24 protein-coding genes and 3 pseudogenes are annotated in these 15,066 nt (G+C 38.4%); all 27 read right to left on the bottom strand.

What is annotated here, in order from left to right; translation table 11 throughout:
- Nucleotides 1–98: 98 nt before the first annotated feature.
- A pseudogene (locus tag ADH54_RS08910) lies at nt 99–1,112 on the bottom strand (phage portal protein); the annotation flags it as partial.
- A gap of 11 nt (nt 1,113–1,123) precedes the next feature.
- A pseudogene (locus tag ADH54_RS08905) lies at nt 1,124–2,002 on the bottom strand (PBSX family phage terminase large subunit); the annotation flags it as partial.
- Nucleotides 2,003–2,185: 183 nt separating this feature from the next.
- Nucleotides 2,186–2,716, bottom strand: coding sequence for an NUMOD4 motif-containing HNH endonuclease (locus ADH54_RS08900; RefSeq protein WP_053092328.1), 531 nt, complete (start codon nt 2,714–2,716; stop codon nt 2,186–2,188).
- 126 nt (nt 2,717–2,842) lie between these two features.
- Nucleotides 2,843–3,283 (bottom strand): annotated as a pseudogene (locus ADH54_RS08895) (phage terminase large subunit); the annotation flags it as partial.
- A complete protein-coding gene (locus ADH54_RS08890) occupies nt 3,261–3,701 on the bottom strand; it encodes a terminase small subunit (RefSeq protein WP_049524851.1) in 441 nt (146 codons plus the stop codon). The gene ADH54_RS08890 and the pseudogene ADH54_RS08895, both read right to left, overlap by 23 nt.
- 464 nt (nt 3,702–4,165) lie before the next feature.
- Nucleotides 4,166–4,588 (bottom strand): DUF1492 domain-containing protein, encoded by a 423-nt coding sequence (locus ADH54_RS08885; RefSeq protein ID WP_049524834.1) that lies wholly within the window; start codon nt 4,586–4,588, stop codon nt 4,166–4,168.
- A 74-nt stretch (nt 4,589–4,662) separates the two neighbouring features.
- Nucleotides 4,663–4,842, bottom strand: a complete 180-nt coding sequence (locus tag ADH54_RS08880) for a hypothetical protein (protein ID WP_152904046.1) — start codon at nt 4,840–4,842, stop codon at nt 4,663–4,665.
- A gap of 23 nt (nt 4,843–4,865) precedes the next feature.
- A complete protein-coding gene (locus ADH54_RS08875) occupies nt 4,866–5,126 on the bottom strand; it encodes a DUF1372 family protein (RefSeq protein WP_049524832.1) in 261 nt (86 codons plus the stop codon).
- 12 nt (nt 5,127–5,138) lie between these two features.
- Nucleotides 5,139–5,279, bottom strand: a complete 141-nt coding sequence (locus ADH54_RS12230) for a hypothetical protein (RefSeq protein WP_193389697.1) — start codon at nt 5,277–5,279, stop codon at nt 5,139–5,141.
- Nucleotides 5,279–5,566, bottom strand: a complete 288-nt coding sequence (locus tag ADH54_RS08870; RefSeq protein WP_049524831.1) for a hypothetical protein — start codon at nt 5,564–5,566, stop codon at nt 5,279–5,281. The genes ADH54_RS12230 and ADH54_RS08870 overlap by 1 nt, the downstream gene beginning before the upstream one ends.
- Nucleotides 5,550–5,777 (bottom strand): hypothetical protein, encoded by a 228-nt coding sequence (locus ADH54_RS08865; RefSeq protein ID WP_204373466.1) that lies wholly within the window; start codon nt 5,775–5,777, stop codon nt 5,550–5,552. The genes ADH54_RS08870 and ADH54_RS08865 overlap by 17 nt, the downstream gene beginning before the upstream one ends.
- Complete coding sequence (locus ADH54_RS12225; RefSeq protein ID WP_193389696.1) at nt 5,778–5,930, bottom strand: DUF7204 family protein; 153 nt, start codon at nt 5,928–5,930, stop codon at nt 5,778–5,780.
- 292 nt (nt 5,931–6,222) lie between these two features.
- Nucleotides 6,223–7,527: a VapE domain-containing protein gene (locus ADH54_RS08860; RefSeq protein ID WP_049524849.1), complete on the bottom strand. Its 1,305-nt coding sequence runs from the start codon at nt 7,525–7,527 to the stop codon at nt 6,223–6,225.
- A gap of 41 nt (nt 7,528–7,568) precedes the next feature.
- Nucleotides 7,569–8,390, bottom strand: a complete 822-nt coding sequence (locus ADH54_RS08855; protein WP_049524830.1) for a bifunctional DNA primase/polymerase — start codon at nt 8,388–8,390, stop codon at nt 7,569–7,571.
- A 172-nt stretch (nt 8,391–8,562) separates the two neighbouring features.
- On the bottom strand, nt 8,563–9,093 hold the full coding sequence (locus tag ADH54_RS08850) for a hypothetical protein (RefSeq protein WP_049524829.1): 531 nt from the start codon (nt 9,091–9,093) through the stop codon (nt 8,563–8,565).
- Between the two features lie 19 nt (nt 9,094–9,112).
- Nucleotides 9,113–9,886 (bottom strand): AAA family ATPase, encoded by a 774-nt coding sequence (locus ADH54_RS08845; protein ID WP_049524828.1) that lies wholly within the window; start codon nt 9,884–9,886, stop codon nt 9,113–9,115.
- Nucleotides 9,886–10,203 carry a hypothetical protein gene (locus tag ADH54_RS08840; protein ID WP_049524827.1) on the bottom strand — a complete coding sequence of 106 codons (318 nt, stop codon included), beginning with the start codon at nt 10,201–10,203 and terminating at the stop codon, nt 9,886–9,888. The genes ADH54_RS08845 and ADH54_RS08840 overlap by 1 nt, the downstream gene beginning before the upstream one ends.
- A gap of 15 nt (nt 10,204–10,218) precedes the next feature.
- Nucleotides 10,219–11,406, bottom strand: a complete 1,188-nt coding sequence (locus ADH54_RS08835) for a DEAD/DEAH box helicase family protein (protein ID WP_049524826.1) — start codon at nt 11,404–11,406, stop codon at nt 10,219–10,221.
- On the bottom strand, nt 11,375–11,863 hold the full coding sequence (locus ADH54_RS08830; protein WP_049524825.1) for a hypothetical protein: 489 nt from the start codon (nt 11,861–11,863) through the stop codon (nt 11,375–11,377). Before ADH54_RS08830 ends, ADH54_RS08835 begins: the two co-directional genes overlap by 32 nt.
- Entirely contained in the window at nt 11,841–12,086 is a 246-nt protein-coding gene (locus ADH54_RS08825; RefSeq protein WP_049524824.1) for a hypothetical protein, read from the bottom strand. The genes ADH54_RS08830 and ADH54_RS08825 overlap by 23 nt, the downstream gene beginning before the upstream one ends.
- On the bottom strand, nt 12,086–12,565 hold the full coding sequence (locus tag ADH54_RS08820) for a siphovirus Gp157 family protein (RefSeq protein WP_049524823.1): 480 nt from the start codon (nt 12,563–12,565) through the stop codon (nt 12,086–12,088). The genes ADH54_RS08825 and ADH54_RS08820 overlap by 1 nt, the downstream gene beginning before the upstream one ends.
- Nucleotides 12,558–13,280 (bottom strand): HNH endonuclease signature motif containing protein, encoded by a 723-nt coding sequence (locus ADH54_RS08815; RefSeq protein ID WP_049524822.1) that lies wholly within the window; start codon nt 13,278–13,280, stop codon nt 12,558–12,560. The genes ADH54_RS08820 and ADH54_RS08815 overlap by 8 nt, the downstream gene beginning before the upstream one ends.
- A gap of 13 nt (nt 13,281–13,293) precedes the next feature.
- Nucleotides 13,294–13,524 (bottom strand): hypothetical protein, encoded by a 231-nt coding sequence (locus ADH54_RS08810; protein ID WP_049524821.1) that lies wholly within the window; start codon nt 13,522–13,524, stop codon nt 13,294–13,296.
- Nucleotides 13,525–13,866 (bottom strand): hypothetical protein, encoded by a 342-nt coding sequence (locus tag ADH54_RS08805; RefSeq protein ID WP_049524820.1) that lies wholly within the window; start codon nt 13,864–13,866, stop codon nt 13,525–13,527.
- Between the two features lie 302 nt (nt 13,867–14,168).
- The gene (locus ADH54_RS08800; protein ID WP_049524819.1) at nt 14,169–14,495 is read right to left on the bottom strand and encodes a hypothetical protein; all 327 of its coding nucleotides are present in this window, start codon (nt 14,493–14,495) and stop codon (nt 14,169–14,171) included.
- Nucleotides 14,496–14,505: 10 nt separating this feature from the next.
- Complete coding sequence (locus ADH54_RS08795; RefSeq protein ID WP_049524818.1) at nt 14,506–14,796, bottom strand: hypothetical protein; 291 nt, start codon at nt 14,794–14,796, stop codon at nt 14,506–14,508.
- A gap of 103 nt (nt 14,797–14,899) precedes the next feature.
- Nucleotides 14,900–15,043, bottom strand: a complete 144-nt coding sequence (locus ADH54_RS12220; RefSeq protein ID WP_167747524.1) for a hypothetical protein — start codon at nt 15,041–15,043, stop codon at nt 14,900–14,902.
- Between the last annotated feature and the right edge of the window lie 23 nt (nt 15,044–15,066).

Genomic DNA, 15,066 nt, shown 5'->3' with positions numbered 1-15,066 from the left:
ATAACAGAATATAAATATCTAGGTTATTACTGTTTTGCGCCTTCCAATTTTAACCCGATTTATTACCTCAAAGTTACCTTTGAGGAGGGCAACTATTTTACCCCTGATGTATTCCCTGCGAAGTTCTCGTCAGTCAAGTTAGGCACATGGCTGAATGTATAGATATCCTCTTTCAGAGCTGTGCGCAAGATTTCAGTAGCACTTTCATCTAACGTATTCTTCAAGAACTCAGCTCTTGCACTATCTCCTGGCAATTCCAAAAGACCTTCTTCAGAAAGAATCTTCATCGCTACCTCAGCGTCCTCTGGTGTGTCTGCTAACTGTGTTCCATACAAAACAAGAATAGATTCTACTGCCTGCTCCTTATCATTGACACGGTTACCCATCAAGGAATTATAAGCGTCAATCAAGCTCATCTGTTGCTCGTAGTCGCCGATTGCAAAGTGATTGTTGCGATACTCAATAATTGGGATTTGGCCAAGGTTATGAGGCTCTACTTGCTCGTTCTGAGTCGTTCCTGAATCTGTACTTCTCAGCACCATGTGATAATGCAGATTCTCTGTAAAGACCTCTGCTTGATACTTAGTAGTATCTTTCGTATCGTCCTTGACTTGATAGTAGTAGACCGCAAACAAGGGCTTCCGCTCAATGCTATCATCGTAGACCATGAAGGTATTTTCTGGATCAATACTAGTTGAGTCCAATTCAGTTAATCCCTCTTTAGCGTAGATGTACTCATAAGCACGACCATAAATAGCCATGTTCAAAGCATTCTGAGCATCTACTTGGTCAATCTCAGCACCGTCAAATGCTATAAGTAGTTCATCAATATCACCTTCAGCAGTGTTATTGTACTTGATAGGATTGCCCATGAAATAGCCTGTAGCCGTGTCTGCAATATCCTTGGCATGATTGGCTACCGTCTTATAATTAGGTGCGTTCTCGTTGCGTCTCTTGTGGTTTAAGATAGCATGCTCGCCCATGTAGTAGCTTTTAAGTTTCTTCAAACGTGAGCCTTCAGTGCTATGCTTCGTTATCAATTTATAAATCAGGTCTTTCTTCAAAGAACCCTCATCATATCCATCTCTTGGATAGGTTAAATATTGGTACATGTCTTTCCTCTCTATAGACCAAAATCTGACCGCCTGCGGACGATTGCTTTCCCACCTTCGATACATTGAAGGCTATAACGCAAAGCATCCATCAAGTGGTTGTTTTTATCTTCTGGTTTATTCAACCAGTTTCCTTCTTTGTCTTGCTGATAACAATAGCTATAAAATTCATCCATGATGTTTTTACAATCCGGATGCACATAAATAGCGTATCCTTGTAACTTTGACACGCCTGCCATAATACTATCCTTACCTTTACGACTCTCTTTAATTCTAGTTATACCGTGTTCTGACCTTAGTTCCTCAATCAGTCGTAATTCAGCACTATCGGCAATGATTTGTGAGCGTTGATAACCTTTGTCTTTTATCATTTTCGCAACTTCTTTGGTTATCAACCCGACTTTATACGCCTCATCAAAGACATAAATCTCTTTCGTCGTATCATTTATCAACGAGCAACACAAAGCAGTTGGATCGTGAGTAAAACCGAAGTCAAGACCGATACATAATTTATTAGCTGAATCTTGTAGTAATTCATCCTTATCGAAATCCTTGACAGTTACATTCTCGTATATTAAACCTTCAGCAACTCCCCATTCGCCATCACAGACGATTCTCGCACGTCTGGGGTTCGTATGATACAAATCCTCATAGCGTTTGATATCGACTTCATCAAGCCACTCATTGCATTTATAAGTGGTTGTAGTAGCGAATGTGTCAGCTCGTCTCGTCTCTTCATCAAAGAATACACGTTTGAGCCAGTGCCTCTCGTTCCACGGGTTAAATGTGACCGTGATTTGTTTAAAGAAATCAGGTACGTCTAAACTACCACGGATAGACTCAACTACCGTACTGAACTTGTCTTCAGTTTCAATTTGGTACGCTTCTTCACAATTTGTTACGAATATATCGTTTCCATATATTCTCTCTATATTTCTATAGAGTTCAGACTATATCATTACTCTTTTACAAAGAGTACCTCCCGCTTCGGGTTCACTTGAACCCTACTCTACTCCATTAAAAAAGACATCTTAAAGACGCCTTTTCTTTGTTTCGATAGTCGTTGCACGTTTTTAATCAACATTCTTATAAGATAAACCTCGAACGATAAGACCGATAACTCTAGGTGTGGTCCCGAACTTTTTAGCAAGACCTACAGTCCCAAACGTTTTATCTTGTCGCTTGTAGTGTTTTCTTATATATCTAACATCACTTTCGGATAACTTAGCCTGTGCATTAAAAGGACCTCGTGTAGGTTTTTTTAATCCATTATCATAGGCGTGTTGCATATTTTCTTCTCGTGTCATCCATTCTAGATTTTCAACACGATTATCTAATTTGTTTCCGTTTTTGTGATTTACTGTCGGTTTGTTTTCTGGATTAGGTATAAAGGCTTGTGCTATCAAACGATTTACTCGAAAATCTTTTTGCACCCCGTCTTTTGCTAATCTTACTTGATTATAACCATCTTTAGTAAGACGGTTCTTAGATAGGATACGTTCTTTTCTATAACACGTTCCAGATTGCTTCCTTAAAGATTTTACATCTCCTTGGTCGCTTACTTGATATAAACCTTCATAGCCTTTTACATCTTTCCATTCCATGATATAACCTTCTTATCTCTTTTTATTTGATAACCTAATTATACCATTTCCGACTAAAAATATCAATTAAACTTCGCTCATGATTGCCCTCGTCTTTACGTTAGGGGTTCCCATGAATTCAAGAGGTTTTACTTGGTCTGATATGTTAAACCAAGCCCAACAAAGACTACCAACGTCAACTGTAATAGATGTGATTTTGAGTTCATCATCCAAACCACGGAACAGAATCTTTTGGCCAGTCGCTTTTATAGTTATCTCAGGCAGGGACTCATTGAATTTAAACTTATGAGCGACTTTTAGTTGGTTAGCTGCCCACTTAAAGTCCGTATAAGTTGATTGCTTATTTGTATTTGAGTATCTACGAATGACAAGCAAGTTAGCCCACGGGTATTTCAATATACGGGTAACATAGTTCAAAGCAGTTGTCTTGGACTTCTTCGAACCACGAGACCCTTTGACTACACGATAAAGATTTCTTGAACGCCAGAACTGTCCGTACCCTGCTCCTACTGTCTTAGGTAGGTCGATGACAATATCACTTTGTTTAATCTGGTATGTCTGACTCATTTGCAAACACCACCGTTCCAGAAACGTCTGCCTCTACCTTGTCTGTCCAAAGCCTATGACGTTTTCCTAAGAGTTCAGCTGCCTTGATTCTATCTTTTGCTCCGACATCAATATCCGTAATCGTTTGACCTAACTCTCCTATGCTTATCAAGGTCTGTTCTTGCGTCTCTCCTCGCATTACTGATGTTAGATAACTAAGGACTTCTTGCTGATCTGCAATTTTCTCAGAATCAAGCTGCTTCAGTCGTTCATCTATATAGCTTTTAATCTTAGGATTCTTTAGTAATTTATGTCCTTCGACACCTGCCACCCTATCGCTAGAAACACTATAACCTGCTTTCTTATAAGCTTCCGTCGCATTACCTGAGATGATGTACTCATCTGCGAATCTCTTTTGTTTTATTCTCAATCCACTCAATTTTCCATCACCACCTTTCGACAAAATAAAAAGCCACACGATGTGCGACCTTTCCTGCAAGACGACTACTACCTTGCGTGTTAATTAGTAATCAATTTGAAAGTTTTCCTTTTTTTATTTTTTGTAGTCATTACAACCTCTGAGGGAATCAAACCCTCTAGCTTATAACTTACCCGGGATATAAGTAGCTACGCAACCATGCGAGGTTCGGTCGCTTCTGCAACCATTTTTAAGTTAATGAGTGATATATGAATGCTAAGCCTACTGCCTACCCCATTCTGGGACACAAACACTCAAATGACAGGGAGGGACTCGAACCCTCAATGCCCTTTACGACACCCTGATTTCAGGTAACCATCTACCAATTCTGAGACCTCTCTTTTCAATTCTTGATACTACCATTCTAACAGATTATCAGAACTGTGCTAACAAGTATCATTTGTTCCAGTACGGTTTTGTAAAGTTCAATTTAGTTCCATTCTCTCCAAAACCTCATTCAGTTCAGAGATAGCCATATTCCGCCAAGTGTAGAAAGTTGTTCTGCTGATTTCCATTTTGTCACAAATATCATCAACATACATCTTAGTAATGTAAGTCATCCTGAGAATAGACCTGCTCTTTGGATTTTTAAGCCTGTTGATCATTCTACCTAGTTCAAGCTTTCTGTCGATAACCTCTTTAGTATCCTGCTCTATAGTCTCTTTCATCACGATAAGCTGAGTATAGACATCATCAACTTTTCTGGTCTGGCCACCTTGGACTTTGACATCGGCCCACTTAGGACTTGAGAGCAAACCTGCCTCAAGCTCATTGATTTCATCTATATGGCTTTGGATGTCCATGTCAAGGTCTTGTAATTCTTTCAATAGCTCTTTAGCCTTATTCATTCTCTGTCTCCTTTGTGATATAATAATATTGTGTTAATTATAGCTGAGACAGAGAGTGTCTTGGCTTTTTTGTTTTACAAATTATTAAGCTCTGGGTTTTCGTAGATTCTCGCTCTAACAGTAGACCAATCACACCCATAATATGATGCAATCCAATTTATTGACTTACCTTCGTTTAGAAAGACTTTCAACTCTTCTGATGGTATAAGAACACGCTTTTTCATTTTCAAACCTTTTCTACTATGATTTGCCATACCGATTTTTCTCCTAACTGGTGTCATAACATCACCTCATCCCCAACTTTCACTTTATCGTATTGCTCTCTTGTGACTACAAAAATTCCGTAATCTCTGATAGTCACAGTATACAACTTCCCATGTCGTCCTTTCTCAACGACTTTACCGAATATCTCAGCGCCTGCGTTATCTACCTTGTAGATAACCATCGGCTTCTTCTCTTCCAAATCTCGAATCCTGTCCATCTGCCAGATGTTTAATCCAGCAGAGACAAGGATACATACTGTTATGAATCGTTTCAATCTGTGACCTCCTTACTCTTCTTCATCCATAATTTTATTAAACTGCTCTTCGTCAATAAGTCCACGGTCAATCATTGTTTGGACCGTCAATTCAATTTTTATCAATCTGTTCAATTCTTTGTTAGGCAACGTAGCCATAATAACTTCTTCCATCACTCAACCTCCTCAAAATAACTATGAAATTTACTTAAATTAACAACAGCAACCTCTTCAACTGAATGTTTTTCAATGTCAAAGTCTGGGTCATCTTTACTAAACTCTTTCTTTATCGCTTTTTCGGCCAGTGAGGGTAAAGCGAATATACTTGCTCCATTTCTTAAAGCGAGCGCTTGACCGTGTTTGTTTACTACTCGATAACCTACATCGAACGGTCTGATTTTCGCAGGGATTTTTATGCGTTTATTTTGATTCTTCATTCCTTCTTCAAGCGTTTGTACCATCACCCACCTCCTCTACTTCGTAAAAATCAACTTTTGCAAAGTGTTTAGGGTTGATAGTAATCATTCTTTCTTCTGGTTCAATTTGAATTAGTTGGAGACAATCTATGTTGCCTCGTTCGAGCCATTCTAGCATTTTGAGAATTTGTTTGTATTCTTCTCTCACCTTGATAGTTTCATCCATATATGGATTTTGTAATCTAATATTTGTCATTTACTCCACCTCCTCCATCTTTACTTTATACATTCGATCACCTCGATACTTGCTCTCGAGCTGAGCCTTGCATTTGGCAGCTTCACCCTCTTTTTTGAAAAAGTGGGTTTCATCTACCATGTTGTCAAAATATAGTGTTACTGTGTATGTCATTTTTACCTCTTTTTTTCAAACTGCTACCGTGCTACCGATAAAATCTAAAAAGTAAAAAGTTTTTTTCAAGAATCCTTATTTTATGGGCTTTCTCTATTATTACTATTATTTTATATACTTTTTTTAAAAATATAGGTAGAAGAGTAGCATTATATATAAATATTAAATAAAAGCCAGTAATATCAAGGGGTTAGACTGCTACCGATATGCTACCGATGTCTAGTTTTATCGGTAGAATGCTACAGATCTACCCCTCAACTGCTACCGATGACTACCGATAAATTTTTAATTGCTACCGATTAGATTTTTCCGAATCTTTCACTCTTACGAACCCTTTTGTGCTTTTACCACCTGCCCGGAAAACACTTTTTTTCCAATCAGGATGATTATCCATGATCATGTTTATCTTTGTCGAAAGTTTCCTATCATTTGAATTTCTCATAAATAAGTTGTACATCATTTCACGAGTCGAGACCTTATCTAGTTTTTTGATACCAGGTTCAAAGTCGCTACTATTATCAAAATATTTACTTGTGTATTGATGTTGTTGCTGAATAGACCAGTTTTGCCAATTTTCAGGGACGGGCATATCAAGATATTCAAGCACTTGTAATTCAACTTCATCACGATACATGAACTGTTCACGGTAGATATTCAATTCATCCTCTGTATTTTCATCAAACATCAAATCAGCACCAGCGCGATAGATTGTAACAGCTTCGCCCCAAATTTGTTCGATTGTATCAGGCTCGATTTCCATTGGATGTTTCTTTTGTTGCTTGCTATCTACCATAATCGGGAGAAATCGACGTTCACCGGTTTTGTCCTTGAGGTATTCTGTTTGGTTAGTAGTCCTGGCTAAGATGAAGTTCTTGGCAAATTCTTCTGTTCGCTTCATGTATGGCTTACGATAACGTAGGCTAGTTTTAGAAATAAAGGCCTTGGTTTCTGCAAAACTCATCCGATTACTGGCCACCATTTCGTCATCATTTACAATTAGACTTTTTAACATGATGTCGTAATTATCTTTATTAGAGAAATCTGTTACGGCATCCGTATACCACTCACCACCTAACTTTTGAAGGAGGGACGTTTTCCCGACTCCTTGGCCACCAACCAAATCCAGAACATAATCAAATTTAACGTAGGGATCATAGACCTTAGCAACTGCACCAACTAGCCACATTTGAGCAATTTTAGAAATTAAAGGGTTATCTTCAGCGCCGAGATATACTTGAAGCATGCGGTCAATCCGGTTTCTGCCGTCCCACTTTTTAGCTGCTCTCTCCATATACTCAACAACTGGATTGTATGATCTTTCTGAAAAGAAAGTCTCCATGCCATCAAGCATCGCTTGGTTTGAGAAAGCAACACCTAATACACTTTCAAAGTAAACTTTTACGACTGAATCAAAGTTAGAAGGGAGCTCACCTTTTTTAAAAAGAGTGTTGCCAATCTTGATATCTTTAAGGAGTTCATGTTCCTGGGAGAAATCATTGTGTTTTAAATAAATACTTAGTTGATCATCAGCTTTAAACGCTACAAGTACATTCATCGGGCTGTTCGCTTTGATGTCACCTTTTGCATTTGTGATCATTCTGTCTTGTGAATTTATACTTACTACATCACCGATTTCTCTCACCTCCTATCCTTTTTAATCATACTTTCAATAGTACGCATTACTTCCTTTTCTGATAGAGGATTTCGACTGTTAGTATTTGCCAGTCTTGCAAGTTGAATTACTACTTCATCATCAACTGCTCTATATAATAGACCACCTACGAATTTTGCTAGTTTATCATTTCGCCCACCCTCACCACCAAAGCCAAGGCAGATGGTTTCAAAGAGATCTGTAGTCTGTGTTCGTTCTCTAGTATGTGAACGTCTAGCTAAGTCCCTAAGACCATCCTTACCATCATACTTATAGCCATGAGTTTCGCCATACTGTTTTTTTATAGCCTGGATTAATTCTTTTGAAGGAGTAACCATAGTACCCCCTTCCTTAGACTTTTCCAGATCCCACTCATACTGCCCTTTTTCTGTTGCTGACGGAGCAACCAAAACATAATTGTTTTCATGGGCTTTGATGTCAACACCTGGTAAGAAATTAATCATTTGCGTGATAGGGGTATCCTCTCGCTTGAAGTAAAAGAGGTGTTTCCCACTGTTAGCCGTTTTTGCTTGCAGCGTTGGTTCAATCAAACCCAGATGTTTCCATTTTTTCAAAGACTCAAAGCCATTAGACTTGCCGTGCTTGTCAATATCAATGACAAAGAAGTTTGTGGTTCTGAGGGCAATATTTGCATTAGGGTAGCCGTCCCAAAAGTTTTCAATCTCGGCAGGAGTCATGGCAGGCTTGTCGGCAAATTCAATCAAAGGCATCTTATTCTTTGGATTGATGGGTATTACTGAAAATCCCAATTTTTGATACTGCAATGCGTATTCTTTCATTGACGGCATGATTACTTCTCCTCTTTGTAAATATAAACAAGTTCTTGGGCCATATAATTTGATTGATATTCATCTTCAGTCATTTTTAAATAAAATAACAACGATTGATAAGCGTCTTCAAATGTATTGAATGGTCCTAATATTTCATCAGTTTCATCAATGACCCAAAACTTACTATTATTTAGAAAGGGAGGTCATCATCATCAATTTCTGGTGTTGCTTCGACTTTATTTCCAATATATTCTTCAAGATCATAATTGTAACCTGTCGATTTGTCACGTTTGGTGTATTCATCAATAATCAAGATAAATTTTGTACCGACTGCTTTACGCTTCAAAGCCTCTTCCATAGACTTATTGTCCTCAAGGTCTGCACCACGCATTTTGTCATCTGCTAGTTCAAGAGTTTTTTGGAAAAATTTGACCGTTGTTTCAACCATATTTGTCAAGTCCATATTCTTACCGTCTTTTACCCAATCAACAAGGGTTCCCATGCCAATGAATTGTGTACGACCGTTGAATGGATTTTCTGGATCACGGACTTCGAAGGCGTAATTGATAGATTCCCATTTGCTATCAGCAATACGGGCCTCAACACTTGTTAACATAACCTGATACTTACCACTGGGAAGATGCTGGTTTCCGTTAACTTTGTCTTTCCGTGGATCATATCCGTTAGCCTTTAATTGTTTTGCAATATCATATAAACTCATGTTTTTTCTCCTCTATTTCTTAAAAAATATCATCTTCGGCAGCTACTTCAACTTTTTCAGGTGCCTCTTTTTTTATGCTCTTTGTTGATTTGGTAGCTGTCATAGTAACAGCACCGTCAATTGTCTGCAAAATCTTCAAAATTGCTTTATCGTCAATCTGGTCAGATTTGTAAGTTTTACGTTTGCGGATAACCTCTCGGTTGTAGTTGTTCCCAAGTTTTTCAGTCCGAATCATCAAGTCTGAGTTTCCATTGATGAGGTTGACATATTTTTCACGTAAACTTGGTAAAGTCTTAACTGCTTTTCCGTCGTCATTGTATTCAGTGATTTCACGGCTGATGTAGATAACATTCATTGGCAGAGCTTTAAGATCAATAACCAATTCTGTCAAAGCTTGATTGAAATAATCATAACCTTTACCGTAGCCGATTTCTGATAGTGACTTAACATCAAATTCACCACATACAGCAATTTTGATCATGTCAATAACATCGTCAATAACATCAACTACTACTGTTTCATAAGTATGTTTCTGTGTTTGAAGAGCCAGTAAGATTTCACTAAGCTGCTCAATCACTGATTTTATGATATGACCGTTCTTGTCCTTTTCGTTAACAAGTTGGATTGCTGGAACACTATTTGCACTAGCGTTTCCATCCGTGTTCAAAATAATTGGATTGGGAAATTCGTTAGCTAGGTAAGATTTCCCGCTCATAGTTGCTCCATAGAAAAAGAAATTTCTTGGAGTATCCACTGGAACTCGTGGTTTATTTACTGGAAGTGTAAATGCCATTAGAGAAGCCCTCCAATAATAGCCTTAATCATGTCCTCAATTGATGAACGGTCACGCTTGATAGGTTCAACTTCTGAGCCATTCGGATAGGTCAATTTGTATTCCGCTTCAACTGCGACAATTTCACAGTTAAAAGCTGCAGCGAGAGCCTTGTAAGTCTTTTTGTTTCCCTCGTATTTTTCACGGGGGATTTTTAAACAGTGAGTGATGCAGCAATAGTCTGCTTGAAAGGCTAGGCTCCCACGGTCCTTGTAAGATTCAAGAAATTCTCCGGTTTTACGGCTACGAAATACGATCATTTCAGTTTTTTTATTCATTTTGTTTTCCTCTTTTTAACTTTCTTTATAATAAAATTCAATTACATTTACATCATGTTGCTGACGGCTTCCTGTTATGCGCCAGAGCAATTGCCGATAGTCATCATACTCTCCAGAATCTTCTTCGACAGGATCCAGAACAACAATAGTTTGGTACTTGTGTTGTAGGCCATCCACTCCAACACCTAAAACTTGACTGGTAGCAACGACCACTTGATTATCAAGACCGTCTTGAATATCCCCTGTCCAGATGCCAATATCTGGATGGCGTTCTCGGATAACATTTACAATCTGTTTAGACTTGCTGACAATCAGCATATCGTGTGGCGCTCGTTCGATTAGTCCATCTAATTTCAATAGCAGAGGCGTATCGGCGTTGACTGGCTTTATTTTTGGAAAATCGATTTCTACACCTGTTTGATTTAAGTAGCGTTCAAAAGTCAACCGTCCAAATGATTGCTTGGCCATTGCCGTATCATTTCCAACTGTTACTAGATTTAACTTTCTAAACTCGGAAAGTTTCTCGGGATTACCTGGCTCAACTGTCACGGGATAGAACTTTGTTTTAAATCCGTTATTTTCAACTGCATTTTCGATTTCTTCGATTTCTTCCCAGCGGAAGAAATTTGGTAAATCTGAGATGTATTTCTCATAATCTCTAAAGTCTTCCCACTTCTCTTTTGAATAACTAAATGGATCATAGACCATTTTCCCATGAGTCTTTTGCCAGTCAAATTTATTATTTGGGGTTGCCCAACTAAATACCGTTTTTTCAAGCGGATAGAAATTTTGTCCTTTTTTTCGGATTGGCGTCGCTGAAAGACCTATCGTGTATTTTCGCTTTATTTTGCGATATAAGGCCACCTGCTTATCACTCGACATATTCTGCCACTCATCTATTATCAGCACGTCACAGGCTAATTTATGCCCCTTTTTGATTAGATTTTGAAGATACCTGTCTGTTTGGATGATAATCTCAACACCTTTATCAAAATTCATAAACTTGACTGCATCTATCCAACCATTCAGAATAGCTAGTCGATTGTTTGTGATGATGATTTTTTTAGCTTTTTTATGTTTTGCAATAGCAAGTGCACAGATAGTTTTACCTCTGCCCCCAAGAGCCTCTAAAAAGATTCCATTAGATAAATGTTCACTTCTTTTAATCGCTTCAGCTTGCCACTTTCTTAGCTTTATCGTGATACTCGCTCACCACCTTTCCGATATCTTGGATAACTTCTTCCACATCGTTCCTCAAAGCATAGAATAGACCTAGTCTTGCTGCTGCTCGAATATCTTGATGATGACTTTTTTCAAATTTCCAAAGTCTTAAGATTTTCAAAAGATCATCTGGGATATCTGACTTATAACCTGCATTGAATTGAAGAATAGCTTCCGGATAACAAAGTTGAATATAAGCGATGGTTTCTGCTACGCTATTATCTTTTGAATTGTCATTATCTCTTGCTCTAAATTCTTCAACAATCACTACATCGAACTCAAGGCTCGTTCCAACTTCGTGAAACCAATCAGCAAAACCTCTCATACCATAAGAAGCCACCCAGCTATCGACTAATCTCGCATTATCTAATAAGACAATTCCTGTTGTTGAACTTTCAATTTTATTGCTACTTGGGTCAATCGCTAATATTCTGGTCATTTATTACCTCGATAAGATTTTCCAGTAAGTGTCCGAACCCTTCCATTTGCTCATCTCTTACATCATAATTGTCGATTTTAAAATCTAGTTCGATACATTGTAAAGCTTGTTCAAAAGTTAAAAAACTATACACATCACGTAGATTGCGAGCATACAACACAATCCGTTCTCCTGGGAAATCTATATTATTTACCCGTGGTTTTTGATCGAATAAAGTACCCATTATTTAATCCTCAAACTTCTACTTTCTTGCAAAGTGGCACCTTTAATATTCTTGCCAGCTTTTAGTAATTCCTTGATAGTTGCTTTATCTGGACTTAGTTTCTGCACAAAATATTTTTTAGGCAGCAGATCCTCATCAACAACTACTGAAGGTTGATTTTTTGCTAAATAAACAGTAAAGAGCAACCCCTTAACCTTGTCATGTCCGGTGATTTCAAAAGCACCTTGCAAGCCAGTTTTAAGCCGTGTGATGTCATTATCAATCGACTTGCATCGTGCAGTCAGACGGTCAATCTCTTCTTTGAGCTGTTTCTTATCAGCTTCTTTATTTTTGATAACCTTGACCGTATTTTCGACTTTCTCCTCAAACTGGTCAGTCCAATCAATCGAATCCAGGGTATCAGCTTTTGTTTCTTCGTCCAGCCCTTCCATATCATTGATTTGTTTAAAAATCCCTGTTAGTTCGTATAAACTAGCCATTTTTTTCTACCTCTCTTATTTTGTTTGTAAGTTTTGTTAGTCCAATACCTGATTTAGTCAAATCAGCATTGGATGTGAATAAATGATTTTGATTCATTCTAGCGATTTCATTTTTAGATAAACATGCCAGGTTTGAAATATCATAGTTTGTTTTATCACCGTCCAGGAAAACAATTGAGTATCCTTTTGGTATCGACCCGTGATGGTCCTCCCAAACTTTACGATGTTTCAAAACCCATTGATTAGGTTCTCCAATCTTTTCTTTTGGATAACCGTCTGTTGTGTAGTTGATAGTTCCGACAGGTACATAATTCGGAGGTCGATTACCTTTTTTGAACTGCCCGCTGTTTTTTGGCATATTGGGGTATTTCTTCCCCTTATTGTGAGGAGTCTGACCTTCCTCAAACCTCCCTGTCAACCCACTATGTAGATTATTCCTTCTCCGATAATTCCTAATCTGTTTCTCAGTCAGTGATAATCCGAATTTTCGGTTCATTTCATTTGCGACATCGCGAGAAATCTTATTTTTTTGGATCGATACAAGGTAATCGTGTTGTTCTTTTGTCAATAATTTACCTTGATAGATTTTTCCAACCGGTAATCCAAGACGTTTACGCACACCGCCGATTTGAGTCTTGTTGTAATTCGTCCCAAATTTCTCATTTAGTAACCTGGTTACTTCGGGAGTTAATCGACCAGGGCAAATTTCATTCATGTACTCTGTGTACTCATCCTTCCAGCAAAGCGATCGGGGCATTGACTTCACCTACCTTGTCTTTGAACTTCTCGGCATCCAAGGCCAATTGACCTGCTTGTAAGATTTGACCTGAGATAGCGACCATTTGTTTTGAACGCTGCAATTCCACTTTTAATTCATCAGCAGTAAGATCCCTATCATCCAATGTTTCTAGTTGGGCAAAAAGAGTATTGGTTAAATCTGTCAATTTATTTCGAACCATCTACTTCGTCACCTCTTTCATTAGTTTATTTGCTTCTTTGATTAGCAAACGCATAACGTTGCTATCCGTTTCTTTCTCTGCTGCTCTTGTCAGCATTTCCACCCACTCACGTCTAGTATCATTCTTCCAATCAACCAACTCAGTGAGTGCCTGTGTATGGTTATAGTAAGGCGAGTAGTCGTATGACTTATCTTCCAAGCGAACGCATCTGCCTGCCTTGATGTCTTTGGCCAAGTTCGCCCTCACATTACTATTTGTTGTACCGACAACCTCAGCCACTTCATCACATGAGGCAGTAGGGTGGTCTTTGTAATATTCCCTAATTCGTTCCGCTTGAGTCATTTAATCATACGCCCTTCCTTTAAATTTATTTTTGATTTCCACGCTCCCGCACTTAACACATTCAAGAGGTGGATAATTATCATACCAATCAAACTCACGTCCACAATCTGCGCATGTACACTTCCATAAGTACATCATTTCCTCTGTAATTTCAGTTGGAATTTTTCTGCTTCTAATCTCTTTCTCAAAGATTGTTCCTGTTGCAATTGTTTCTTGAGATCATCGATTTCATGTTGCATATGCGCCATTCTAAGTCACGCATCTTCTCTCTACACTTGCAAGTGGATAAATCCCACGCTTGTCTATCCCATACGATTTGCATATCGTACTCTCCGTGGTTCTGGTAATGCCAACGGTTCTGGTCGTAAACCTACAGGCGGTTCGTTGTCATAGGTGAAGCCAGGAAATGGACGACGGATATTCTTGCGAATCTCTTGCCATTTATCCTCTCTACCACGTTCGAATGCGTGATTGTACCCTTGAATAATCATAGATGCAAATTCTTGCTCTTCTCGTCTCTCTTCTTCCTTACGTTGTTCCTGCAATTTGATATGACGGCAAGCCCCTGCAAATCCAATCAGCAAGGCCCCAACACCCATCAGCTGGTCTAAAATCGGTGGTTCAAACATTTTTATCTCCTTATGCTCTTAATTTTCGTACTTCTTTCTCTAATTCCAAAATTTCATAAACATCATTGACATCATACATAATATCTTTCCCTTGCTTACGAAATCTTAACCCTCTACGTTCTAACTTCTTAACATAGGCATGAGTGAAGCCAAACTTCTTCATCAAAGCCTGTTGATTGATTGGCATACGATCATTCTCTAACTGCTCCTTGACCTGCTTTTCAGCAAAGGCCAATAATTGATTCGTGAACAATTCAGCACTTTCGCCGTCCAATCGTAATTGTAACGTTATCCCTTCCATTTTCTACATCCTCTCAACTATGCGGGCAAGCATTTTTGTGATATAATGGTTTTAATTGTTTTAGTAAGCGCCTGACTTTGTTAGGTGCTTTTTTGCGTTGTTGTCAAACTGTTTTACTTTCCATAGCCCTGAGTTCTATCTCATGGCTGACTTGTCTAAATAGCTTCTCACACGCTATTTTAGCTTCTCTGTACGTTGTAGATTCGCTGATGAAGTAATCAGCAAGTTCGATGATTTTATCTTCCATTCAACCTCCTATATCAGCCTCAA

The organism is Streptococcus pseudopneumoniae (assembly GCF_001072315.1).
Taxonomy (GTDB): Bacteria; Bacillota; Bacilli; order Lactobacillales; family Streptococcaceae; genus Streptococcus; species Streptococcus pseudopneumoniae_R.
This window is presented reverse-complemented; position numbering and strand designations above follow the sequence as displayed.